Here is a 23,633-nt window from a genome sequence, read left to right as displayed (position 1 = left end):
GCCGGTCGGCGACCCCGCGCTCAGCCGCGCGGACGGAGCGGCCCGCGGGCGAGCAGGAACTGCGCCGACTGCGCGACCGGTCGCATCGTCACGAGGTCGAGGTTGACGTGGCCGGGCGCGTTCAGCGCGTAGGCGATGACGTCGGCGACGTCGGTCGCGACGAGGGGCTGCTCGACACCGTCGTAGACCTTCTCGGCGCCGACCTGGTCGCCGCGCAGCCGGTTGAGGGTGAACTCCGGCGTGTAGACCATGCCCGGCGCGATCTCCGTCACGCGGATCGGCTCGCCGTTCAGCTCGAGACGCAGCGCGTGGACGAGCATCGACTCGCCCGCCTTCGCGGCGTTGTAGCCGGCGCCGCCGGCATACGCGTTCTGCGCCGCGGTCGACGTGACGTACAGCGTGTCCGCGTGTCCGCCCTCGCCGATCGAGGCCCGCAGGAGCGGCAGCAGCGCCTTCGTGAGCAGCTGCGCCGAGAGCACGTTGGCCTCGAACATCCAGCGCCAGTCGTCGGGGTTGCCGTCCTCGATGCGCTCGGTGCCCCGGGCGCCGCCGGCCACGTGCACGAGCGCGTGGACCGGACCGGATTCGGCGAGGTGCGCGGCGAGCGCGGCGACGTCGGCCTCCTGGCTGAGGTCGGCGGCGAAGGATGCCGAACCCACTTCGGCATCCAGAGCATCGAGGCGGTCGGCGCGCCGGGCGACGCCGACGACGTCCCATCCGCTCGCACGGAGCGCGCGGACCGTCGCCTCCCCGATTCCCGAACTCGCCCCGGTCACCACAGCACGTCGCGTCGTCATGCCTCCACGCTACCGGGGTGCTCGGCGCTCGGATCACGCCGGGGATTGTGACGTCACATTTCCCGTCCGTTGTTGACAAGGGCGGCGGATCGTACTGTCGATGTGGCCGAGGCATCCGCTCGGTCCATCCGACCAATCGCAGGAGTCCGATCATGTCCGCACCCGAGAACTGGCGCTTCGAGACCACCCAGATCCACGCCGGTGCCGCGCCCGATCCGGTCACCAAGGCCCGCGCGACGCCGATCTACCAGACGACGTCGTACGTCTTCGACAACGCCGACCACGCCGCGAACCTCTTCGCGCTCGCCGAGTTCGGCAACATCTACACCCGCATCCAGAACCCGACGCAGGATGTCGTCGAGCAGCGCGTCGCGGCGCTCGAGGGGGGCACCGGCGCGCTCCTCGTCGCCTCGGGGCAGGCGGCCGAGACCTTCGCCGTCCTCAACATCGCGCAGGCCGGCGACCACATCGTCTCGTCGTCGTCGATCTACGGCGGCACCTACAACCTCTTCAAGTACACGCTCGCGAAGCTCGGCATCGAGGTCACCTTCGTCGAGAACCAGGACGACGCCGAAGAGTGGCGGAGCGCGGTGCGCCCGAACACGAAGCTCTTCTTCGCCGAGACGATCGGCAACCCCAAGATCAACGTGCTCGACATCCGTGCCGTCGCCGACGTCGCGCACGAGGCCGGTGTCCCCCTCATCGTCGACAACACGATCGCGACGCCCTACCTCATCCGCCCGTTCGAGCACGGCGCCGACATCGTCGTGCACTCGGCGACCAAGTTCCTCGGCGGCCACGGCACAGTCATCGGCGGCGTCATCGTCGACGGTGGCACGTTCCCCTGGACCGAGCACGCCGACCGGTTCCCGGGTCTCACGACGCCCGACCCGTCGTACCACGGCGCGGTCTACACGCAGGCCGTCGGCGACCCGCTCGCCTACATCATCAAGGCGCGCGTGCAGCTGCTCCGTGACCTCGGCGCCGCCATCTCGCCGCAGAGCGCGTGGCTGCTGATCCAGGGCATCGAGACCCTGTCGCTGCGCATCGAGCGTCACGTGCAGAACGCGCAGGAGATCGCCGAGTGGCTGGAGAACCACGCCGACATCGCCTCGGTCAACTACTCGGGCCTGCCGACCTCGCCCTGGTACGCCGCCGCCAACCGCTACGCCCCGAAGGGAGTCGGCGCGGTGCTGTCGTTCGAGCTGAAGGGCGGCGTCGAGGCGGGCCGCGAGTTCGTCAACTCCCTGACGCTGTTCAGCCACCTGGCCAACATCGGCGACGTGCGCTCGCTCGTGATCCACCCGGCATCCACGACCCACTCCCAGCTCACCCCCGAGCAGCAGCTGACGACCGGCGTCACGCCCGGCCTCGTGCGTCTCTCGGTCGGGCTCGAGAACGTCGAGGACCTGAAGGTCGACCTCGACCAGGCCCTCGCCGCCGCGCGCCGGGTCTCCGAGGCCGCCCGCGCCTGACGGCCGTCGTCTCTGCGTGCTCCGGCGCCGGCCCTGCGGCGGTGCCGGAGCACGTCTGTTTCCGGCGCCGCGTTCCGAAAGCAGGGTGAACTGCGCCGTGCGTCGCCGGAGAGCGCGGCTCCGACCGATCCAGCCTGCTTTCGGGGCGTAACACGCCGACCGACCGCGCCGGCAGCGGCGAGAATGGATGCCATGGACTGGCAGGCCTCGGAAGACACGGTGCCCTCGGCCCCGATCTCCGAGGCCGATGCGCGGCTGCTGCGCGCCCGCCCGCCGGCGACCGGCGCGTGGCGCGACGGAGACCCCGCCGGCGACCGGAGGTTCGCGCTGCTCGGCGCCTTCCGCACCGAGAACGGCGAGAGCCTGCCGTTCGCGCGACTCGCGTACGAGTCGTGGGGCGAGCTCAACGCGGCCGGCGACAACGCGGTGCTCGTCCTCCACGCCCTGACGGGCGACAGCCACGTGCGCGGGGAGGCGGGCCCGGGGCATCCGACCGACGGCTGGTGGGACGGCATCGTGGGGCCGGGAGCGGCCATCGACACCGACCGCTGGTTCGTCGTCGCCCCGAACATGCTGGGCGGATGCCAGGGGTCGACCGGCCCCGCCTCGATCGGCCCCGACGGGCGCGAGTGGGGGCTGCGCTTTCCCTACCTGACCATCCGCGACCAGATCGCCGCCCAGGCCTCGCTCGCCGACACCCTCGGCATCGACAGATGGGCCGCCGTCGTCGGCGGATCGATGGGCGGGATGCAGGCGCTCGAGTGGGGCGTCACCTACCCCGAGCGCGTCGAGCGCCTCGCGGTCCTCGCTGCGCCGCCGACGACCACCGCCGACCAGGTCGCGCTCAACTCCGTGCAGCTCGAAGCGATCCGCATCGATCCGCGCTTCGCGGGGGGCGAGTACTACGACGCCGCCGACGGCGACGGCCCCCACCGGGGGCTCGCGCTCGCGCGGCGCATGGCGCTCCTGAACTACCGCAGCCCCGTCGAGCTGAACCTCCGCTTCCAGCGCTCCTGGCAGTCGGACGTCAGCCCCCTGGGCGGAGGAGGTCGCTTCGCCGTCGAGAGCTACCTCGACTTCCACGGCAACAAGTTCACGCGCCGGTTCGACGCGAACAGCTACCTCACGCTCGTGGAAGCGATGAACTCCCACGACGTCGGGCGCGATCGCGGCGGTGTGGAGGATGCCTTGGCCCGCGTCACGGCGCGAACGCTCGTCCTCGGCATCGACAGCGACCGTCTGTTCCCGGTCGAGGGACAGGAGCGCATCTTCCGCGGCATCCGCACGACACAGGACGACGAGCTCGTCGTCATCTCGAGCGACTTCGGTCACGACGGATTCCTCATCGAGACCGATGCCGTGACCGCGCACCTGCGGCGCCTGCTCGAGGACTGACCGCCGCTCAGACGTCGGGGCGGCCGTCGCGCCGGGCCATTGCCGCATCGACGGCCCGTTCGAGCCGCTCGACCTTGCCGTCGATCTCGCCGCTGTAGCCCGGGCGGATGTCGGCCTTCAACACGAGCGACACTCGAGAGCCGTACGGCATGACGGCCTCGGTCGCGCGCTTGACGACATCCATCACGGTGTCCCAATCGGGACCTTCGACCTCCGTGAACATCGAGGTCGTGCGGTGCGGCAGGCCGGAGGCGCGGACGACGGCGACCGCCGCGGCGACGGCGTCGTGGACCGAGGCATCCGGGTTCTCGGAAGCGGCAGCGCCGCTGCCGGCGGGAGCTCCGGACGGGGCGACGGAGAAGGCGATGAGCATGGGGACCTCCAGGATTACGCGGGATCGGCGGGGTGGGTGGGGCTGGTGGGGCGGGGTCGGGTCTCAGGCGGTCGCCGTCACGTCCGCTCGCCGCCGCGCCGGCACCGGCAGGCGCACGAGGCGGACGACCATCCAGGCGAAGAGGGCGATGAGCACGAGGTTCCGGACCGTGAGGATCGTGACGGCGACGGGTTCGGGGTGCAGGATGCCGCCGTAGAGCAGCGGGTAGACGAACTGGGTGAGCAGCGCCGCGCCGAGGGCGACCGTCGCGGGCGCCGACCAGGTCGCGCGGCGGACGACGAGCCCGACGACGAGTGAGGGCACGAGCCACACGAGGTACTGCGGCGAGCCAACCTTGTTGCAGACGATGAAGCCGAGGACGAGCGCGAGGGAGAGCACCGGGAAGAGCGCCGCGAATCCGGCCCCCTGCCACGCCTTGACCGCGCCGACCGCCGCGACGCCCAGCATCACCACGACGAGAAGCGGCGTCATGACCGCGATCGCCTGGTCGACCGCGGGGCCCTCGACCTGGAAGGTGAGCAGGTCGAGCGAGTACTGCACCTCGAAGCCGGGTACCTGAAGCAGCGCGCCCCACAGCCACGGCGTCGCGACCGGCGCCTCGACCTGCAGGCCCCGCGAGGTCTGCTCGGTCACGAAGCCGAAGAGGTAGGCGCCTCCTCCAGCGGCCACGACGGCGAGCACGATGAAGACGCTGACGATGAGGACTCCCCCGATGATCGCGGCACGCCGGCGCACGGCGATCACCGCGGCGACCAGGAGCGCGGCCGGCCACACCTTGATCCAGGTCGCCGCCGCGAGGAGCATCGACGCCATCCACGGGCGTCCGACCAGCCACAGGCACGCGATGATCGCGAGCGGCACCGTGAAGCCGTCCAGTCGGTACAGGCCGACGGGCCCGACCAGGGCGATGAACGCGAGCCAGAACCATGCGGCGCTCACCCGCCCGGTGGACCGGGCGCGGCCCACGAGGATGCCGAAGGCTACGGCATCCATCAGCGTGACGAGGATCGCCCACCCGACGGTGTATCCCGCGATCGGGGCGAAGCCGTGCGCGAGGACCATCGGGACGAGCGCGAGCTGCGGGTACACCCACGCCTCGGTGATCCCGACGATGCCGCCGCCCTCGAGCGCCTGCTGCGACCACGGCTCGTAGACCCGGTAGACGTCGCCCATCGGTTCATTCGGCAGAAGGAACCCGAGTCCCGCGACCGCGACGTGCACGACCGCGAACGCGATCCACAGCACCGCCCGTCTCGACACCGTCCCATCCTAGGGAGCGGGCGCAGCCGGGCGGGGCCGCGTGTCAGTGCGCGCCGTCCGCCTGCGCGAGGATCCGGCCGATGACGGATGCCGCGGCCTCCGCGACGTCGAGCGCGGTGATCGGGCCGCCGTCGCGGGCGGCCGAGGCGGCGGCGCCCGCGTGGCCGTGGACGAGGGCGGCCGTCGCGGCGAGGGGGGCGAGCGCCTCGGCATCCTTCGGCTGCGCCGCCGCGACGAGCGCCCCGAGGATGCCGCCGAGCACGTCCCCCGTGCCCGCCGTCGCGAGCCACGCGGTGGGCGATTCGACGCGGCGGATCGCCCTCGAAGGCGTCGCCACGATCGTCTCGGCGCCCTTCAGGAGCACGGCGACACCGAGGGCTGCGGCCGTGTCGGCGGCGGCCTCCGCACGGTCCGCGGCCGAGGCGTCGAGCCCCGCCGCCTCGCGGAGGCGCGCGTGCTCGCTCGCGTGCGGGGTCACGACGACCGGCGCGGTCCCGGAGCGACCGGGCACGAGGTCGAGCGCTCCGGCGTCGACGACGACGGGCACCTCTCCGGCGAACAGTGCGCGCAGCGCCGCGGTCTCGTCGGCGCTGCGCTCCGCGGCATCCGTCCCCGAGCCGATCAGCCACGCCTGCACGCGTCCATCCGCGGCGACCGTCTCCGGACGGCGTGACAGGACGAACGCGGTCGCCCGCTCCGGCCCGACGTAGCGGACCATGCCGACGCCCGTGCGATGCGCGGCCTCGACGCCGAGCACGGCGGCCCCGGGGTAACGGTCGGAGCCGGTCCGGACGCCGAGCACGCCTCGGGAATACTTGTCGTCGGAGGCGGTTGGCCTCCGAAGAGTGCGTGCGGCGTCCTGCGTCGTCCACTGCTCGGTCATGGCGTCACCCTAGTCCGCGCGCACCGCGCCCGCTGTCCTCCCCCTCTGGAGTCTCCGCATGAGCCTGCTGTTCTCGCCGATCGACCTCGGCGGCCTCTCGATCCGCAACCGCCTCTGGGTCGCGCCCATGTGCCAATACTCCGCCGAGGGCGGCATGCCGAACGACTGGCACCACGTGCACCTCGCCCAGTTCGCGTCGGGCGGGGCCGGTGTCGTCATCGCCGAGGCGACCGCCGTCCTTCCCGAGGGCCGCATCTCCCCCGAGGACGTCGGGCTGTGGAACGACGCACAGCGGGACGCCTGGGCCCCGATCGCCGCCGCCATCCGCGCCCGGGGCGCTGTCGCCGGCGTCCAACTCGCGCACGCCGGGCGAAAGGCTTCGACGTGGTCGCCGTTCTCCGGCCGGCGCGGCTCCGTGCCGATCGCGGAAGGCGGCTGGCAGACGGTCGCGCCGTCGGCGATCGCCTACGACGGGTTCGACGCGCCGACCGCCCTCGACGACGCCGGGATCGACGCGGTCGTCGTCGCGTTCGCGGACGCCGCCGCCCGCGCCGTCTCCGCCGGATTCCAGCTGCTCGAGATCCACGCCGCCCACGGCTACCTGCTGCACCAGTTCCTCTCGCCGTTGTCGAACCGGCGCACCGACGCCTACGGCGGGTCGCTCGAGAACCGCGCGCGCCTGCTGCTGCGCGTCGTCGACGCCGTCCGCGAGGCCGCACCCGAGACCGCCGTGACGGTCCGGTTCTCGGCGACCGACTGGGCCGAGGGCGGGTGGGATGCCGCACAGACCGCGACCGTCGCCCGCTGGGCGGCCGAGCGCGGCGCCGTGTTCTTCGACATCTCGAGCGGCGGACTCGTCGCCCACCAGCGGATCGTCCCCGGCCCGGGGTATCAGGTGCCGCTCGCGGCGTCCGTGCGCGCCGATGCGGGGGTCGCCGTGGGCGCGGTCGGCGAGATCACGTCGGGGCCGCAGGCCGAGGAGATCCTCCAGGCGGGCGACGCCGACGTCATCCTCGCCGGGCGGGAGTGGCTGCGCGACCCGCATTTCGCCCTCCGCGCCGCGGGCGAGCTCGGCGACCCCGCCGCGGCCCCGTGGCCCCCGCAGTACGAGCGCGCGATGCGCGCACCATCCCACTGACCCCCACGCGCGCGCCCCGGGCCGCACTCCCTCCCCGCGAGGCGGCGCTGGCGCGGGTGGCGCGTCAGTAGCCGCGCCGGGTGGCGTCGTGCACCTCGCCGACGAGTTCCTCGATGATGTCCTCGAGGAACAGCACCCCCGTCGTCGTGCCTTCGGCATCCCGCACCTGCGCCAGGTGACGGCTGGAGCGCCGCATGAGGGCGAGGGCGTCTTCGAGGTCGGTGTTCTCCGACACCGACACCATGTGGTGGATGCGCTTCGCCTTGATCGGGCGCGCGACGTCCTCCTCGCCCTCGGGGCCCTCGGCGGCGCGCAGCACGTCCTTGAGGTGGACGTACCCGATGGGCGCGCCCTCGGCATCCACGATCACGTACCGCGAGAAACCGTGCTTCGCGACGGCCCGCTCGATTTCGTCGGGCGTCGTCACTTCCGGCAGCGTGACGAGCTCCGACAGCGGCACGGCGGTGTCGCGCGCCTTCTTGTCGGTGAACTCGACCGCCGCCGTCACGGCACCCGACGCGTCGTCGAGCACCCCTTCGATACGCGACTGGTTGACGATCGTCGCGACCTCGTCGAGCGTGAAGGTGGAGGATGCCTCGTTCTTCGGCTCGACGCCGAACAGGCGCACGATGTGGTTCGCTGTCCAGTTGAGGGCGACGATGATCGGGTAGAAGAGCTTCGAGACCCACACGAGCGGCGTCGCGAGGAAGAGCACCGCCCGGTCGGGGAGGCTGAAGGCGAGGTTCTTCGGCACCATCTCACCGAAGACGACGTGCAGGTACGAGACGAGCACCAGCGCGATGCCGAACGCGACGCCACCGATGACCGCCTCGCTCCAGCCGGTGAGGCCGAGGGGCCCCTCGAGCAGGTGGTGGATCGCCGGCTCGGAGACGTTCAGGATCAGCAGCGAGCAGATCGTGATGCCGAGCTGACACGTCGCGAGCATGAGCGTCGCGTGCTCCATCGCGTAGAGCGCGGTCTTCGCACGCTTCGACCCGCGCTCGGCGAGCGGCTCGATCTGCGAGCGGCGCGCGGAGATGACCGCGAACTCCGACGCGACGAAGAAGCCGTTGAACAGCAGCAGGACGACGAGCCACGCGATTCCCGCCCAATCGTTCATCACCGCTCACCCCCCTTCAGCTCGGCAGCGCCCTCCGGAACCGGGTGCGGCGTGAACCTCACGCGGTCCACACGGCGCCCGTCCATCCGCTGCACCTCGAGGACGCCGTCCTCGATCTCGACGACGTCGCCCGCGACGGGGATGCGCTCGAGCGTTGCCATGATGAAGCCGCCGACGGTGTCGTAGACGTCGCCCTCGGGCACGCGGATGCCGGTGCGGTCGAGGAGCTCGTCGGGGCGGAGCTCACCGGGGAAGACGACCGAGTCGGCGATGCGGACGACCCCGGCGCGGCTGCGGTCGTGCTCGTCGAGCACCTCGCCGACGATCTCCTCGACGAGGTCTTCCAGCGTCACGACGCCCGCCGTGCCGCCGTACTCGTCGACGACGATCGCCATCTGGTACCCCCGGGCGCGGAGCTCGGCCATGACGGCATCCAAGTGCACCGCCTCGGGAACCCGCAGCGGCTCTTCGGAGATCGCGGCGGCAGGCACCTCGCGACGGCGGTCGCGGGGGACGCTCACGGCCTGCTTGAGGTGCGCGATGCCCGTGATGTCGTCCATCGAGTCGCCGTACACCGGGAATCGGCTGTGGCCCGTCCGGCGGGCGAGCTGGATCAGGTCTTCGACGCTGTCGCCCGCGGCGACCGCGTGGATGCTCGGTCGCGGCGTCATCACATCGGCGGTCGTCAGGCGCGCGAAGGTGAGGGTGCGGTTGAGGAGGGATGCCGTGTCCTGCTCGAGCACGCCGGCGCTGGCGGAACGGCGCACGAGGCTCGAGAGCTCGTCGGCGGTGCGGGCACCGGAGAGCTCCTCCTTGGGCTCGATGCCCATGCCGCGGAGGATCGCGTTGGCGCTGCCGTTGAGGAGCGAGACGGCGGGCCGGAACAGCGTGGTGAACCCGACCTGAAACGGCATGACGAGCTTCGCCGTCTGACGCGGGATCGCGAGGGCGAAGTTCTTCGGGACGAGCTCGCCGAGGATCATCGAGAAGATCGTCGCGATCGCGATCGCGATGACGGTCGCGACGGGGCGCGCCGCGCCGCTCGGCAGTCCCCACGCCTGGAAGAGCGGGCTGATGAGGTTCGTGAGCGCCGGCTCCATCGTGTAACCGGTGAGGAGCGTCGTCAGGGTGATGCCGAGCTGCGCGCTCGATAAGTGCGTCGAGGTGATCTTCAGCGCGCTGATCGTGAGCGACAGGCGCGACTCGCCGGCGGCCTGCCGGGCTTCGAGGTCGGCGCGGTCGAGGTTGACCAGGGCGAACTCGCTCGCGACGAAGAGGCCTGTGCCGATCGTCAGCAGGAGGCCGACACCGAGCATGACGTAATCCATCAGGCCTCACCCTCGGTGCGCGAGGCGACGGCGCGGGGAACGCGCGAGGCGGCGGCGCGGGGAACGCGCGAGCCGGCGGCGCGGGCGGCGGATGTGCGGGCGGACGTCGGGACGAGTGTCCCGATGAGTGTCAGGCCCGTGCGGTGGAGCGAACGTCGGCAACTAGGAGGGTCGTCCATTTGCAGTCGAGTGTACGGCACCCCGCCCCCGCCGGGGCGGGCGCGATCTCCGGCATCCGGCCCCGCACGTGCTCGCCCTTCGCGGCGCCGCGCTCGCCGCCACCCGACCCGTATCCCGCCCTCCGACTCTTTCCGGCGCCACTTCCCTGTCCTCTCGCCGTCCCGGCGCCACTTCCCTGTCCTCCCGCCGTCCCGGCGCCACTTCCCTGTCCTCCGACTCTTTCCGGCGCCACTTCCCTGCCCTCTCGCCGCCCCGGCGCCACTTCCCTGTCCTCTCGCCGTCCCGGCGCCACTTCCCTGTTCGGGCGCTGCAGATCTGTGGCGCCCGAACAGATCTCTGGCGCCCGAACAGCGCCGAACCGGCACGACGCTCTCCGCGACGCGTCCGATAGCGGCATCCGTGTCACCATGCGGCCGGGCCGATCTGCAACCCCGCGGGAGGTCGCGGCAGCCGTGACGGTAGCCCGTCGCCGCAGAGGATGTCGTACAGCTCACGCACGTCACGCAGCGCCGGCGTCCGCCATCGCGACAGGGCGCGCACGTGCCGACGCAGCTGATCGGCACGATCCTTCTCCTCGAGCATCGCCTCTTCCGGCGTCCGGCCGTGCAGCAGCGCCGGATCGAAGTACTTACCGACGCCGTCGAACTCACCGACGTGCGCGAACTCCTCCCACCAGAAGTCGCTGAAGACCACGCGCGATCCCGGCAGGAGGAATCGCTGCTGCAAGCTCGGCGCGGGGAAGCCGAGCTGGTCGAGGAGCACGCGACTCTGACTCTCGCGAACCGAGTCCGCGAGGGCGCTCGCGAAGCAGAGCGCGCGCTCGGCCTGCTCCTGACCCCGCCGGCGAATCCCCTCCGTGAGCACCCGAGTCAGATCGTCGATGGTCGTGAGCGCTCCCCCGGGTCGACGCTGCCAGAGCGCCTGATCCATCGCGACGACGCCGCGCGCATAACCGCACTCACGCGCCACATCGATCGCCGTCTGCGCCGGCGTCGTGATCCGATGATTCCGCCACGCGACCGTCTCGAGATCCAAGTCGGAAAAGCCCCTTCGGCGCATCAGCCCGGTCGAGCGACCACCGCCGCGCCGCGGGACCGCGATGTCGATCGTGCGCGGCCAGGGGCCGATCCGGTCGATCCCATGCACTGCGGCGGCGGCCGCACCCATCACGATGAGTTCCCCCTGGGCGCGGTCGGCGGCCTCGATGACGCGGAGGTGATGCTGCTCGATCGGGGTCAGCGTGCGCCAGTCGAATGCCCGGGCGAAAGATCCGGGCGCGATGCGCACGAACTCGCCCGCGTCGAGCGCCCGCGCGAGTCGCCGGTCATTGACCGGCGCGCCGTCGCGCTCGCGTCGGCGGAACGTGTCGATCCGAGGTTCGGGAAGTCGAGGCATCCACACATCGTCGATGGCCAGCGCACACCGCGGAGCTGCGATCACGGAGTCCGTGGACAGATCGTCGATCTTCCCGCATGTGGAGAGGTCGATGAGGTGGAGGCCCTGGCACGCGTCGGCGCCACTCTCCTGTTCGGGCGCCACAGTTTTCTGGCGCCCGAACAGGAAGGTGGCGCCCGAACGAAACCAGCAGCAAGAAAGTGGCGCCCGAACGAAACCAGCAGCAGGAAAGTGGCGCCCGAACGAAACCAGCAGCAGGAAGATGGCGCCCGAACGAGACCAGCAGCAGGAAGGTGGCGCCCAAACTCCGCGCGAGGGGATGCCGACGTCAGCACACCCGAGACCAGCGCCCCGCGGCGGCTACCAGCTGACGGGCAGCGCCTTGCCCTCCTCGTAGCCGGCCGCGGACTGGAGGCCGACCGTCGCGCGCTCGTGGAACTCGGCGACAGTCGATGCGCCGGCGTAGGTGAACGACGACCGCACGCCCGACGTGATCATGTCGAGCAGGTCCTCCACCGACGGCCGCAGCGGGTCGAGGTAGATCTTCGACGACGAGATGCCCTCGGCGAACAGCTCCTTGCGGGCGCGCTCGTAGGGGTCGAGGCGGCCGAAGCGGCCGTGCACGGCCTTCGTGGATGCCATCCCCCACGACTCCTTGAACACCCGCCCGGCCTCATCGACCTGCAGCTGTCCGGGCGCCTCGATCGTGCCGGCGAACCACGAACCGATCATGACCGAGGCGGCGCCGGCGGCGAGGGCGAGCGCGACGTCGCGGGGGTAGCGGACCCCGCCGTCCGCCCAGACGTGCGCGCCGAGCTCGGCGGCGGCCTGCGCCGTCTCGAGGACGGCGGAGAACTGGGGGCGCCCGACGGCGGTCATCATGCGGGTCGTGCACATCGCGCCCGGACCGACGCCGACTTTCAGGATCGAGGCCCCGGCCGAGACGAGGTCGCGCGCGCCTTCGGCGGTGACGATGTTGCCCGCCGCGATCGGGATGCCGAGGCCGAGCCCCGCGACCGTGTGGAGGGCGCGGAGCATGCCCTCCTGGTGGCCGTGCGCGGTGTCGACGACGAGCACGTCGACGCCCGCGTCGGCGAGGGCGCGCGCCTTCGCGGCGACATCGCCGTTGATGCCCACGGCGGCCGCGACGATGAGCCGTCCATCGGCATCCACCGCGGGACGGTAGAGCGTCGACCGCAAGGCCGTGCGCTCCGACAGCGTCCCGACGAGGTAGCCGTGGTGGAGGACGCACACGATGTCGGCCTCGGCGGCGACGATGAGGTCGAACGCGTGCCGGGCATCCTCCACGTCGTCGGCGTCGATCGACGCGGTGCGCCCGCGGGCGAGGTCGCCCAGGCGGGCGTCGGGCAGTGCCGTGCCGAGGCGCGCGGCGGGGACGACGCCGAGGATGTCGTCGACGTGCACGCGCTCGGCGAGCTCCGCCACGACGACGATCCCGTGCCCGTCCGCGGCAGGGAGGAGCGCGGCAGCGTCCGCGACGGTGGCCGATGCGGGCAGCACGATCGGCGTGTCCCACGGCACGGGCTGGTCCTTCACCCACCGGATCGCGGCGTCGATGTCCTGCAGCGGCATGTCCTGCGGGAGGACGCCCAGGCCGCCGCGGCGCGCGAGCGTGGCCGCGAGCCGCGGCCCGGTGACGGAGTTCATGTTCGAGGCGACGAGGGGGATGGTGGCGGTCGTGCCGTCGCCCGGCGACAGGTCGACGTCCAGACGGCTGGTGATGCCCGAGCGGCGGGGGACGAGGAAGACGTCCGAATACGTGAGATCGACGGTGGGCTGGGCGCCGGAGAAGTGCATGGGATCCACGGTACCGACTCGAAACCTGGGATACCCTTGATGGATGTGTGCGTGACGGTCTCCGAGCTGCACGCCGAGTGAACTTCATCGATGAAAGCAGGCGTCAACCGTGTCCAGCCAGGTGACCGGTGTGGGAACTTCGACAGACGGCGATTTCGGAGCCAACGAGTGGCTCGTCGCCGAGATGTACGACCAGTTCGCGAAGGACCGCAACGCAGTGGACCAGGCCTGGTGGCCGGTGCTCGAAGCGTATGAGAAGTCGCAGCAGGATGCCGCGGCGAAGCCCGTCGCCGCGGCGAAGCCCGACACCGCGGCGAAACCCGACACCGCGGCGAAGCCCGACGCGACGACGGCGGGCGCGACGGCTCAGGAAGCTGCAGCTCCGGCATCCCCCGCCCCGGGCAAGACGACGACCGCTCCCGCGCCGGCCGCCTCGCCCGCGGCGACGGCCGAGCCGCGCCCGATGACGGCGCCGATCCCCGTCGTCGGCGCTCAGCCGGTCGCCCGGACGACGACCCGCCCCGCCTCGCCGCAGCCCGTGCCCGCGCAGGCTCCCGTCGCCGATCGCGCCGCGGCGCCCGCAGCTCGCGAAGACGTCGTGACGCCGCTGCGCGGCATGCCGAAGACCCTCGCCGCGAACATGGACGAGTCGCTGACCGTCCCGACGGCGACGAGCGTCCGGACCGTCCCGGCGAAGCTCATGATCGACAACCGGATCGTGATCAACAACCACATGTCGCGCACGCGCGGCGGCAAGGTCAGCTTCACGCACCTGATCGGGTGGGCGCTCATCCAGGCGCTCAAGGTCTTCCCGAGCCAGAACGTCGCCTACGCCGAGATCGACGGCAAGCCCTCGGTCGTCGCGCCCGCGCACATCAACCTCGGCATCGCGATCGACCTCCCGAAGCCCGACGGCACGCGCGCCCTCATGGTGCCTTCCATCAAGCAGGCCGAGTCGCTGACCTTCGGCGAGTACCTCTCCGCGTACGAAGACCTCGTCGTTCGCGCCCGCGGCAACAAGCTGACCGCCGCCGACTTCCAGGGCACGACGATCTCGCTGACCAACCCCGGCGGTATCGGCACCGTGCACTCGGTGCCGCGCCTCATGAAGGGCCAGGGCTGCATCGTCGGCGCCGGCGCCCTCGAGTACCCGGCCGAGTTCCAGGGCTCCAGCGAGAAGACGCTCGTCGAGCTCGGCATCGGCAAGACGATCACCCTCACGAGCACGTTCGACCACCGCGTCATCCAGGGTGCCGGCTCGGGCGAGTTCCTGAAGATCGTCCACGAGCTGCTCATCGGCCAGCGCGGCTTCTACGAAGACATCTTCGCCGCCCTGCGCATCCCCTACGCCCCCATCCACTGGGCGGGCGACATCAACGTCGACGTCGCCGAGCGCGTCGACAAGACCGCCCGTGTGCAGGAGCTCATCAACTCGTTCCGCGTGCGCGGCCACCTCATGGCCGACATCGACCCGCTCGAGTACGTGCAGCGCACGCACCCCGACCTCGAGATCGAGAACCACGGCCTGACCTTCTGGGACCTCGACCGCGACTTCGTGACCGGCGGCTTCGGCGGCAAGCGCACGATGAAGCTCCGCGAGATCCTGGGGGTCCTGCGCGACTCGTACTGCCGCACGATCGGCGTCGAGTACATGCACATCCAGGACCCGGCCCAGCGCAAGTGGTTCCAGGACAACGTCGAGGTCAAGTACCAGAAGCCGAGCCACGACGAGCAGCTGCGCATCCTCGACAAGCTGAACCAGGCCGAAGCCTTCGAGACGTTCCTGCAGACCAAGTACGTCGGCCAGAAGCGCTTCTCGCTCGAGGGCGGCGAGTCGCTGATCCCGCTGCTCGACGAGATCCTGCAGGGCGCGGCCGCGGCGAAGCTCGACGGCACCGCGATCGGCATGGCCCACCGCGGCCGCCTGAACGTCCTCACGAACATCGCCGGCAAGACCTACAGCCAGATCTTCCGCGAGTTCGAGGGCTCCGTCGCGATCGGGTCGAAGTCGGGCTCGGGCGACGTCAAGTACCACCTCGGCACGGAGGGCACGTTCGTGTCGGATGCCGGGGAGGAGCTGCCCGTCTACCTCGCGGCGAACCCGTCGCACCTGGAGACCGTCGACGGCGTCCTCGAGGGCATCGTCCGCGCCAAGCAGGACCGGAAGCCCATCGGCTCGTTCTCGTGGCTGCCGATCCTCGTCCACGGCGACGCGGCCTTCGCGGGCCAGGGTGTCGTCGTCGAGACGCTGCAGATGTCGCAGCTGCGCGGCTACCGCACCGGCGGCACCGTGCACGTCGTCGTCAACAACCAGGTCGGCTTCACGACCCTCCCCCAGGACGGTCGCTCGTCGGTGTACGCGACGGATGTCGCGAAGACCATCCAGGCGCCGATCTTCCACGTGAACGGCGACGACCCCGAGGCCGTCGTCCGTGTCGCCGAGCTCGCGGTCGCGTACCGCCAGCAGTTCAAGCGCGACGTCGTGATCGACCTCGTCTGCTACCGCCGCCGCGGTCACAACGAGGGCGACGACCCGTCGATGACGCAGCCTCTCATGACGAACCTCATTGAGGCGAAGCGCTCGGTGCGCCGGCTCTACACCGAGTCGCTCGTCGGTCGCGGCGACATCACCGAGGAGGAGTACCAGAAGGCCAAGCAGGACTTCCAGAACCGCCTCGAGATCGCCTTCGCCGAGACCCACGCCGCCGAGACCGGCACGACCGGCATCGTGTCGCCCGCGACCGGTGAGCTCGAGGCCGCGGTCGGCGAGCCGGAGACGACCGGCGTCAGCACCGAGGTGGTGCATCACATCGGCGACGCGTTCGTGAACAAGCCCGAGGGCTTCACGGTGCACAACAAGCTGCAGCAGCTGCTCGAGAAGCGCCTCGACATGAGCCGGAACGGCTCGATCGACTGGGCCTTCGGTGAACTCCTCGCGTTCGGCTCGCTCCTCATGGAAGGCACCAACGTGCGCCTGGCCGGTCAGGACGCGCGCCGCGGCACATTCGTCCAGCGCCACTCGGTGCTCCACGACCGCGCGAACGGCCAGGAGTGGTTGCCGCTGGCGAACCTCTCCGAGAACCAGGGGCGCTTCTACGCGTACGACTCGCTGCTCAGCGAGTACGCCGCGATGGCGTTCGAATACGGCTACTCGGTCGAACGCGCCGACACACTGACCCTCTGGGAGGCCCAGTTCGGCGACTTCGCCAACGGCGCGCAGTCGGTCGTTGACGAGTACATCTCGGCCGCCGACCAGAAGTGGGGCCAGCAGTCCGGCGTCGTTTTGCTCCTGCCGCACGGCTACGAGGGCCAGGGACCCGACCACTCGTCGGCGCGCATCGAGCGCTACCTGCAGATGTGCGCGCAGGACAACATGACCGTCGCGCGTCCGTCGACCCCGGCATCCCACTTCCACCTGCTGCGCCGCCAGGCCTACGCTCGCCCGCGTCACCCGCTCATCGTCTTCACCCCGAAGGCGATGCTCCGCCTGCGCGGCGCGACGAGCCCCGTCGAGGACTTCACGACGGGACGCTTCGAGCCGGTCCTCGACGACGAGCGCGGCATCGATGCCGGTACGGTCACCCGCGTGCTGCTGCACTCGGGCAAGATCCACTGGGATCTCAAGGCCGAGCTCGACAAGAAGCCGAACGACAAGGTCGCGCTCGTGCGTCTCGAGCAGCTCTACCCGGCGCCCGTCGACGAACTGAACGCCGTGCTCGACCGGTACCCCAACGCGGAACTCGTGTGGGTGCAGGACGAGCCCGAGAACCAGGGGGCCTGGCCGTTCATCGCGCTCGAGGTCGTCAAGCACCTGAAGGGCCGGACGATCCGCCGCATCTCGCGTGACGCGGCCGCGTCCACCGCGACCGGGTCGCCGAAGGTCCACGCCCGCGAGCAGGCCGCCATCGTCGAGGAGGCGCTCGCGGTCTGACGCCGCCCGGCGATCAACGAGCGAAGAGGGGGATGCCGCGGCATCCCCCTCTTCGCTCGTTCTGCGCGCGTCCTCACCCCGGCGGTGCGAGACCGAGCGCCGGCCCCACGGCGGCGACGGCCGCCGTCAGCCCGTCGGCGAGCGCCGCGCCGACGTGACCCGCTCCGGCGATGACCGTCTCGGAGACGGTGAAGCCCGCAGCTCGCGCGGCCGCCGCATTGCGCTGCTGCCCGGGCCCGAACGTCGTATCCTCCGAACCCCGGGTGAAGACGGCGATGTGGCCCGCGTAGTCGCCGGCGTTCCGTGCCATCACCGCCGCGGGCAGGCTGGCCTCGAAGGCCGCGCGGTCGCCGCCGAACACATCGCGGACCGTCTCGTCCACATGCTCGGAGCCGGGGTACTCGTTGCCCGAGATGTCGATCACCCCGCCCCAGACGTCGGGGTGATCGGCGGCATAGGTGAGGGCGCACGATCCTCCATTGGAGTATCCGCCGATCAGCCAGCGTGCGTGATCCGACGTCACGTTGAGGTGTGCCGTGATGGCGAGGTGCAGACCGGCATAGCGCGGGTGGAACTTCGCTTTGAAGCGGAACAGCGAGGCGAATCCGTAGGCGGGTTCGAGCACCGCCGCCAGCCACGACAGCACGGCATCCACCGCCCTCGCGGGCACCTCCCGATCGAGCTCGCGGGTGGCGAGAGGCGCACCGGAGAGGCTGACGAACGCGAGTCCCTCCGCGGCGCACGCGAACGCGGCTTTGGCGATGAGGAACTCCATGACACCGTTCGGCCCGTCGGCGCGTCGCCGCATGAAATCCAGGGTGCGCCCGATGAGCACACCGTCGCGCCACGACGGCATCCAGCTCGTCACGCCCTGCACGCGGCCCGCCGCATCGACGGCGAGCATGAGGCGCACCTCGCCGTCGCGCGCTTCGTCGATCGACCCGAGCGTGAAGCGCATCTCGGGAAGCGCCCGATCGGCCACCCAGGCCTCGCTGATCTCGCGGACCTGCGTCGCGAGCCCGAGGGACAGCTCGTCCCACGTCGTCCACACGGCGCGCAGGCCCTCGCGCTCGGCGCGCGTCACGGGCTGGCGCACCTTCTGGCGCGCGCTGCCGGAAAGGTCGAAGTCGGCGAGGTCGATGATAGTCTCTTCGGCGACAGACAGGTGGTCCCATCCGCGACGCGCGAACTCGGGCAGCAGGTCGTCCTCAACGCTGTAGAAGGCCACCGTCCACCCGTGCTGCGCGCAGAGGGCTGCGAAGCCGCCGATCGCGGAGCCGGCGCCGTCGCGCTCGCCGACCGGTCCGCCGACGGCGAGTGCGACATCGCCGACCACGCGGTAGGCGATGCCCGCGCGTTCGTCGGCGCTGTACCAGTACCGGTTTCCCTCCCACGTGCCCATCCACGAGAGGGTGCCGCCACCGCGACGCAGAAGGTGCCGGTACAGCTCCCCGTCGCTATCGGGCAGCGTGCGGCGCGAACGGAACACGCGCAGCAGCAGCGCGATCACCCCGACCCAGAACGCGACGCCGACCCACTGGTACATCACGAGCATCGCGCCGCGGTGCGGGTACTGGGGTTCGGCGCTGGCACTGAGAAGACCCTGCGGCAGCAGCCGCCGGATCGATTCCGCGACGACCGCGGGTCAGGTCGAGGTCGAGACGAAGTCGGCGCGGAACACCATCGCCGATGCGATGTACGCGATCATCGCGGCGACCACGGCCACGACCGCGATGACGGCTGCGCGTCGCGCGACGCGTCCGTCGGCGACGATGTCGAACGCGCGCCTCGTTCGCAGCAGCACGATCATCATGACGATCGGAACCACGAGATCGGCGAGGATCGTCGCGGTGACATCGAGTGCGTCGCCCGCGTACTCGCCGGCGCCCTCGCCGAGCAGGATCCCGACGATCGCCTGGGCGATGAGCGCCGCGCCGACGATCAGCGCGAGCACCCATGCGGCCCGGCGCCCGGCCCGCAACCCCCACGCGGCGACCGCCAGCAGTGCAAGCGGCAACAGGGCGAGCAGCGCGGGACCCGCCCCGTGCGTCACGACCGCGGCGGTCACATGGTCGCATGCGGGGAAGGAGTCGCGCGCGCAGGCCTCGGCGAGGCGCTGATCGACCTGCGTGAACATGTCGGAGACGCGCGAGAGGATGCCGTGACCTCCATCCGACAACAGCGCGGAGAACGGCCCCACCGCGGCGACCGCCACGAGCACGGCGACCAGGGACCGCGTCTCGGCGATGGAGCTGCGATGCCAGGCATGCACCCGGCCGCGTCGCAGCAACAGGCTGCCCGCGGCGAGTCCGATGAGCGCGGCCACGAGGCGATACCACGCGTCCGCGTCACCGGTGTAGAGCGCGAGCATCGCGAGGGTGCTGATGCCGATGAGCCGCACACGCCGCCGCCACAGCGGTCCGGCGGCCGCCGACGCGAACATCACCGCCCCGGCGATCGCGATCGCGGGGTCGAGGACGAGCACCTCCGCCCCCTCGAACGGCCGCAGCTGGCGATGGTCCACAGCGCTGCCTGCGCCAGGACGCTCAGGACGACCGCCGGCACTCCGATGCCGAACAGGGCGATGAGCGTCCGCCGTCGACCGAGCACGGTCTCCGTCCGAGCGAGCAGCGTCAGCGACAGCGCGACGACGATGAGCGCCTGAACGAGCGAGGCGGGAACGAGCAGCGCGGTGAGCGGGGTCCACCAGCGTCCGCTCTGCAGCAGCGCCTGGGGTCCGATGCCGAAGAACTCCGTCGGCACCACCGTCGCCGTCGCGACGAACGCCAGCAGAGCGACGGCGCCGAAGCTCGTCGCGACCGGATGCCGGCGAAGGTAGCCGCGCGGCACGGCCGAGACCCTGCGCAGGATCACCGCGACCACGGGGATGCCGGAGTGGTGCGGTTTCTGCGTGCCCGTCGCAGCGTCGGAGGCGGAATCGGTCGAGGTCACCGGATCCGATGCTAGAGCTCCGAGGCGATGGGTCGCCCGGGAGTCGGCTATGGGATTGCTCTGCGCCCGGCGCGGACCGCGCGCTCGTCTGCGGGAGAGCTCGCGCCGCCGGCGGCGCGGTCAGTGGTGGGAGGCCTGCTCCGCACGCAGCCGCGCGAGCACCTGGTCGCGCAGCTCCTCGGGGGCCGTCTCTTTGCAGGCGCGGGCGACGACGGCGGTCAGCGTCGTCGCCACGAGCGCCTCGTCACGGCAGGACTGGCAGTGCTCGAGATGCTCCGTGATGTCGGAGTGCTCGGTCCGGCACACCTCGTTGCGGAGGTATTCCTCCAGGTCCTTCCGGGCTTTGTCGCAGCCGCAGTCGCTCATCGTCTCGCTCATTTCTTGCTCTTCGCGCTGGTCGTCGCGGTGCTCTCCACCGCGACTGCGGGCACGTCGATGCCACGCTCGCGCGCATAATCGGCCAGCAGGTCACGCAACAGCCGTCTGCCTCGGTGCAGGCGGCTCATGACCGTGCCGATGGGGGTTTTCATGATGTCCGCGATCTCCTGATACGCGAACCCTTCGACGTCGGCGAGGTAGACCGCGAGGCGGAAGTCCTCGGGAATCGACTGCAGCGCATCCTTGACGACGGACGCGGGCATGTGGTCGATCGCTTCCGCTTCGGCCGAGCGGCTGCTCGTCGCGGTGGTCGACTCGGCGCCGCCCAGCTGCCAGTCCTCGAGCTCGTCGATCGTGCCCTGGTACGGCTCGCGCTGCTTCTTCCGATACGTGTTGATGTACGTGTTCGTGAGGATCCGGTAGAGCCATGCCTTGAGGTTCGTGCCCTGCGTGAACGACGCCCACGAGGCGAAGGCCTTCACGAACGTCTCCTGCACGAGGTCCGCGGCGTCGGCGGGGTTGCGCGTCATCCGCATCGCGGCGGCGTAGAGCTGATCCATGAACGGCAGCGCCTGCTCCTGGAACTGGGCGCTCGCGTCGTCCGGCGCGGCCGGATCGGTCTGATCGGTGCCTGCGGTGGTCTGCGGTTCTGCGGCCGCCTGCTCTTCCATCGCGGCCCAGTCTACGTCGGCGAGGTCGACCCGAACGGGTGAGAGCATCGCTGTCAACGGGGTCTCCTTCCATTCGAGAGCGTCGGACGGGTTCGTTAGGGTAGAACTCGATGACCACGACCGGGTATTCCCAGCGCCAGCCCGCTTCTGCATCGATGTGGACCGCGCCCCACATCGACGAACCCGTGCAGGCCACGATCGCCGTGCCCGGGTCGAAGTCCTTGACGAACCGCAAGCTCGTCCTCGCGGCCCTGGCCGACTCGCCGTCGACGCTCTCGGCACCGCTGCACTCCGACGACTCGGCGCGCATGATCGAGGCGCTCACGGCGCTCGGCGTAGAGATCGAGGAGCTTCCCGAGACCGGGCGATTCGGCCCCGACCTCCGCATCACTCCCCCGGCATCCATTCGCGGCGGTGTCACGATCGACTGCGGCCAGGCGGGCACCGTCATGCGCTTCATCGCGCCTCTCGCGGGGCTCGCCGAGGGCGATGTCACGATCACCGCGCACGAGAGCGCCCTGCATCGCCCAATGGGCGAGATGATCAAGGCCCTGCGCACGATCGGCGCCGACATCGACGACGGCGGCAACTGGTCGCTGCCGTTCACCGTGCGCGGGCGCGGACACATCCGCGGCGGCGAGGTGACGATCGACGCGAGCGCATCGAGCCAGTTCGTCTCGGGGCTCCTGCTCGCCGCGCCTCGCTTCGACGTGGGTCTGCACCTCGTGCATTCGGGCGCGCGCCTGCCCTCGCTGCCGCACATCGACATGACGGTCGAAACACTCGCGCGGCGCGGCATCGCCGTCGAGCACCCGACGCCGAACGAATGGGTCGTCCCGGCGGGCGTTCCTCGCGGGCGGGATGCCTCGATCGAGCCCGACCTGTCGAACGCCGCGCCGTTCCTCGGGGCGGCCCTGCTCACGGGCGGATCGGTGACGATCCCCGGGTGGCCCGCAACCTCGACGCAGCCCGGAGCACTCCTGCCCGAGATCCTGTCTCTGCTCGGGGCGCGCGGATCGCGGCGCGGCGGCGCCCTGACGATCACGGGCACCGGCCGGGTCGCGGGTGTCGATCTCGATCTGTCGGCCGCGAGCGAGCTCACCCCGACGCTGTTCGCCCTCGCCGCGTTCGCCGACGCCCCCACGACGCTGCACGGCATCGGGCACATCCGCGGACACGAGACAGACCGCATCGACGCGCTCGTGCAAAACCTCCGGGCGCTCGGCGGCGTGGCCGATGAGCTGCCCGACGGCATCCGCATCACTCCCGCGCCCCTGCGCGGGGGGCTCTGGCGGGCGCACCACGACCACCGCATCGCGACGGCCGGCGCCCTCATCGGTCTGCGCGTCCCGGGCGTGGAGATCGACGACATCGGCACCACCGCGAAGACGCTCCCCGAGTTCCCGGAGCTGTGGAGCGAACTCGTCGCGACCGCGGCGGTATCGTGAGCCGGCGCTGACATGAGCTGGCTCGACGACGTCGACGACGACGAACCGGAGTTCGACGAGTCGGACGTGCGCGTGCGGCCGAACCCCAAGGCGAACCGCCCGCGCACCAAACGCCGTCCCGCGCACGCGGATGCCGAGATCGCCCGCGTCCTCGGCGTCGACCGCGGCCGCTACACGGTGCTGATCGACGAGGACGGACCGAACGAGCACACCGCGCTCGCGACCCGGGCGCGTGAGCTGCGCAAGCAACCGATCGTCACGGGAGACCGGGCCCGGGTCGTCGGTGACTCGTCGGGCGACGAGGGCACGCTCGCCCGCATCGTGGGCATCGAGGAGCGCACGTCGCTCCTGCGCCGCAGCGCCGACGACACCGACCAGGTCGAGCGGATCATCGTCGCGAACGCCGACCAGATGCTGATCGTCGTCGCGGCCGCCGACCCCGAGCCGCGCCCCCGCCTCGTCGACCGTTATCTCATCGCCGCGCTGGATGCCGGCATCCACCCTCTTCTCGTAGTGACGAAGACCGACCTCGCCGATCCGACCGAGTTCCTCACCCATTTCGAGGGCGTCGACGACCTGACGGTGTTCCTGAGCGGCACGGGCGACATGCCGGTCGAGGAGATCGGGCGGCACCTGGTCGGGCACTCGACGGTGTTCGTCGGGCACTCGGGCGTCGGCAAGTCCACGCTGGTCAACGCGCTGGTTCCCTCGGCGGACCGCGCGACCGGCCACGTCAACGAGGTCACGGGGCGCGGGCGTCACACATCGAGCTCCACGGTGTCGCTGCGCTACGAGAGCGACGCCGGCAAGGGGTGGGTGATCGACACCCCCGGGGTCCGCTCGTTCGGGCTCGGCCACGTCGACCCGCAGAACATCCTCAAGGCGTTCAGCGACCTCGCGGTCGTCGCCGAGGACTGCCCGCGCGGGTGCACGCACCTCCCCGACGCCCCCGACTGCGCGATCATCGAGGCCGTCGACGAGGGCCGCCTGGGCGAGCGCGGCGCCGCCCGCCTCGACTCGCTGCAGCGCCTGCTCGCCACCTTCGCCTGACCCCCGCGCGCCCGCGCTGC

Annotated in this window: 20 protein-coding genes; 6 read left to right on the top strand and 14 right to left on the bottom strand. The window is 71.1% G+C overall.

Features of this window, described 5'->3' with window-relative positions; all coding sequences use genetic code 11:
• Positions 1-20: 20 nt before the first annotated feature.
• On the bottom strand, positions 21-797 hold the full coding sequence (locus ACRVYW_RS05300; RefSeq protein ID WP_431802397.1) for an SDR family oxidoreductase: 777 nt from the start codon (positions 795-797) through the stop codon (positions 21-23).
• 152 nt (positions 798-949) lie between these two features.
• Here ACRVYW_RS05300 and ACRVYW_RS05295 point away from each other — a divergent pair, with 152 nt between their 5' ends.
• Positions 950-2,272 carry a bifunctional o-acetylhomoserine/o-acetylserine sulfhydrylase gene (locus ACRVYW_RS05295; RefSeq protein ID WP_431802395.1) on the top strand — a complete coding sequence of 441 codons (1,323 nt, stop codon included), beginning with the start codon at positions 950-952 and terminating at the stop codon, positions 2,270-2,272.
• A gap of 192 nt (positions 2,273-2,464) precedes the next feature.
• Complete coding sequence (metX, locus tag ACRVYW_RS05290; protein WP_431802393.1) at positions 2,465-3,667, top strand: homoserine O-acetyltransferase MetX; 1,203 nt, start codon at positions 2,465-2,467, stop codon at positions 3,665-3,667.
• 7 nt (positions 3,668-3,674) lie between these two features.
• Here metX and ACRVYW_RS05285 read toward each other — a convergent pair whose 3' ends face one another.
• From ACRVYW_RS05285 to ACRVYW_RS05275, 3 genes are all read right to left on the bottom strand, one after another.
• Positions 3,675-4,040 (bottom strand): thiamine-binding protein, encoded by a 366-nt coding sequence (locus tag ACRVYW_RS05285; protein ID WP_431802391.1) that lies wholly within the window; start codon positions 4,038-4,040, stop codon positions 3,675-3,677.
• A gap of 63 nt (positions 4,041-4,103) precedes the next feature.
• On the bottom strand, positions 4,104-5,321 hold the full coding sequence (locus tag ACRVYW_RS05280) for a hypothetical protein (RefSeq protein ID WP_431802389.1): 1,218 nt from the start codon (positions 5,319-5,321) through the stop codon (positions 4,104-4,106).
• A 43-nt stretch (positions 5,322-5,364) separates the two neighbouring features.
• The gene (locus ACRVYW_RS05275) at positions 5,365-6,204 is read right to left on the bottom strand and encodes an ADP-dependent NAD(P)H-hydrate dehydratase (RefSeq protein ID WP_431802387.1); all 840 of its coding nucleotides are present in this window, start codon (positions 6,202-6,204) and stop codon (positions 5,365-5,367) included.
• A 58-nt stretch (positions 6,205-6,262) separates the two neighbouring features.
• Here ACRVYW_RS05275 and ACRVYW_RS05270 point away from each other — a divergent pair, with 58 nt between their 5' ends.
• Positions 6,263-7,342, top strand: coding sequence for an NADH:flavin oxidoreductase/NADH oxidase (locus ACRVYW_RS05270; RefSeq protein ID WP_431802385.1), 1,080 nt, complete (start codon positions 6,263-6,265; stop codon positions 7,340-7,342).
• 64 nt (positions 7,343-7,406) lie between these two features.
• Here ACRVYW_RS05270 and ACRVYW_RS05265 read toward each other — a convergent pair whose 3' ends face one another.
• The 5 genes from ACRVYW_RS05265 to ACRVYW_RS05245 all read right to left on the bottom strand — a co-directional run bounded on the left by ACRVYW_RS05265 (position 7,407) and on the right by ACRVYW_RS05245 (position 13,183).
• Positions 7,407-8,462, bottom strand: a complete 1,056-nt coding sequence (locus tag ACRVYW_RS05265; protein WP_431802383.1) for a hemolysin family protein — start codon at positions 8,460-8,462, stop codon at positions 7,407-7,409.
• Positions 8,462-9,790, bottom strand: a complete 1,329-nt coding sequence (locus tag ACRVYW_RS05260; RefSeq protein WP_431802381.1) for a hemolysin family protein — start codon at positions 9,788-9,790, stop codon at positions 8,462-8,464. The genes ACRVYW_RS05265 and ACRVYW_RS05260 overlap by 1 nt, the downstream gene beginning before the upstream one ends.
• On the bottom strand, positions 9,790-9,969 hold the full coding sequence (locus tag ACRVYW_RS05255; RefSeq protein ID WP_431802379.1) for a hypothetical protein: 180 nt from the start codon (positions 9,967-9,969) through the stop codon (positions 9,790-9,792). Before ACRVYW_RS05255 ends, ACRVYW_RS05260 begins: the two co-directional genes overlap by 1 nt.
• A 403-nt stretch (positions 9,970-10,372) precedes the next feature.
• Complete coding sequence (locus tag ACRVYW_RS05250) at positions 10,373-11,365, bottom strand: hypothetical protein (RefSeq protein ID WP_431802377.1); 993 nt, start codon at positions 11,363-11,365, stop codon at positions 10,373-10,375.
• A 360-nt stretch (positions 11,366-11,725) separates the two neighbouring features.
• Positions 11,726-13,183 (bottom strand): GuaB1 family IMP dehydrogenase-related protein, encoded by a 1,458-nt coding sequence (locus ACRVYW_RS05245; protein WP_431802614.1) that lies wholly within the window; start codon positions 13,181-13,183, stop codon positions 11,726-11,728.
• A 109-nt stretch (positions 13,184-13,292) separates the two neighbouring features.
• On the opposite strand from ACRVYW_RS05245, the gene ACRVYW_RS05240 reads away from it, so the two are divergent.
• The gene (locus ACRVYW_RS05240) at positions 13,293-17,114 is read left to right on the top strand and encodes a multifunctional oxoglutarate decarboxylase/oxoglutarate dehydrogenase thiamine pyrophosphate-binding subunit/dihydrolipoyllysine-residue succinyltransferase subunit (RefSeq protein ID WP_431802375.1); all 3,822 of its coding nucleotides are present in this window, start codon (positions 13,293-13,295) and stop codon (positions 17,112-17,114) included.
• A gap of 73 nt (positions 17,115-17,187) precedes the next feature.
• Here ACRVYW_RS05240 and ACRVYW_RS05235 read toward each other — a convergent pair whose 3' ends face one another.
• The 5 genes from ACRVYW_RS05235 to ACRVYW_RS05215 form a co-directional block, all read right to left on the bottom strand.
• A complete protein-coding gene (locus ACRVYW_RS05235) occupies positions 17,188-18,669 on the bottom strand; it encodes a phosphatidylglycerol lysyltransferase domain-containing protein (RefSeq protein ID WP_431802373.1) in 1,482 nt (493 codons plus the stop codon).
• Positions 18,670-18,759: 90 nt separating this feature from the next.
• A complete protein-coding gene (locus tag ACRVYW_RS05230) occupies positions 18,760-19,599 on the bottom strand; it encodes a hypothetical protein (protein ID WP_431802371.1) in 840 nt (279 codons plus the stop codon).
• A complete protein-coding gene (locus ACRVYW_RS05225) occupies positions 19,557-20,066 on the bottom strand; it encodes a hypothetical protein (protein WP_431802370.1) in 510 nt (169 codons plus the stop codon). The genes ACRVYW_RS05230 and ACRVYW_RS05225 overlap by 43 nt, the downstream gene beginning before the upstream one ends.
• A gap of 120 nt (positions 20,067-20,186) precedes the next feature.
• Positions 20,187-20,432 (bottom strand): alpha-ketoglutarate decarboxylase, encoded by a 246-nt coding sequence (locus ACRVYW_RS05220; RefSeq protein ID WP_431802612.1) that lies wholly within the window; start codon positions 20,430-20,432, stop codon positions 20,187-20,189.
• An 8-nt stretch (positions 20,433-20,440) separates the two neighbouring features.
• Positions 20,441-21,163, bottom strand: coding sequence for a sigma-70 family RNA polymerase sigma factor (locus ACRVYW_RS05215; protein ID WP_431802610.1), 723 nt, complete (start codon positions 21,161-21,163; stop codon positions 20,441-20,443).
• A gap of 62 nt (positions 21,164-21,225) precedes the next feature.
• On the opposite strand from ACRVYW_RS05215, the gene aroA reads away from it, so the two are divergent.
• The gene (gene aroA / locus ACRVYW_RS05210) at positions 21,226-22,563 is read left to right on the top strand and encodes a 3-phosphoshikimate 1-carboxyvinyltransferase (protein ID WP_431802368.1); all 1,338 of its coding nucleotides are present in this window, start codon (positions 21,226-21,228) and stop codon (positions 22,561-22,563) included.
• 12 nt (positions 22,564-22,575) lie between these two features.
• The gene (rsgA, locus tag ACRVYW_RS05205) at positions 22,576-23,613 is read left to right on the top strand and encodes a ribosome small subunit-dependent GTPase A (RefSeq protein ID WP_431802367.1); all 1,038 of its coding nucleotides are present in this window, start codon (positions 22,576-22,578) and stop codon (positions 23,611-23,613) included.
• Positions 23,614-23,633 lie beyond the last annotated feature (20 nt).

Origin of the sequence: Microbacterium sp. bgisy203 (assembly GCF_965345155.1) — a bacterium.
Lineage (GTDB): Bacteria > Actinomycetota > Actinomycetes > Actinomycetales > Microbacteriaceae > Microbacterium.
This window is presented reverse-complemented; position numbering and strand designations above follow the sequence as displayed.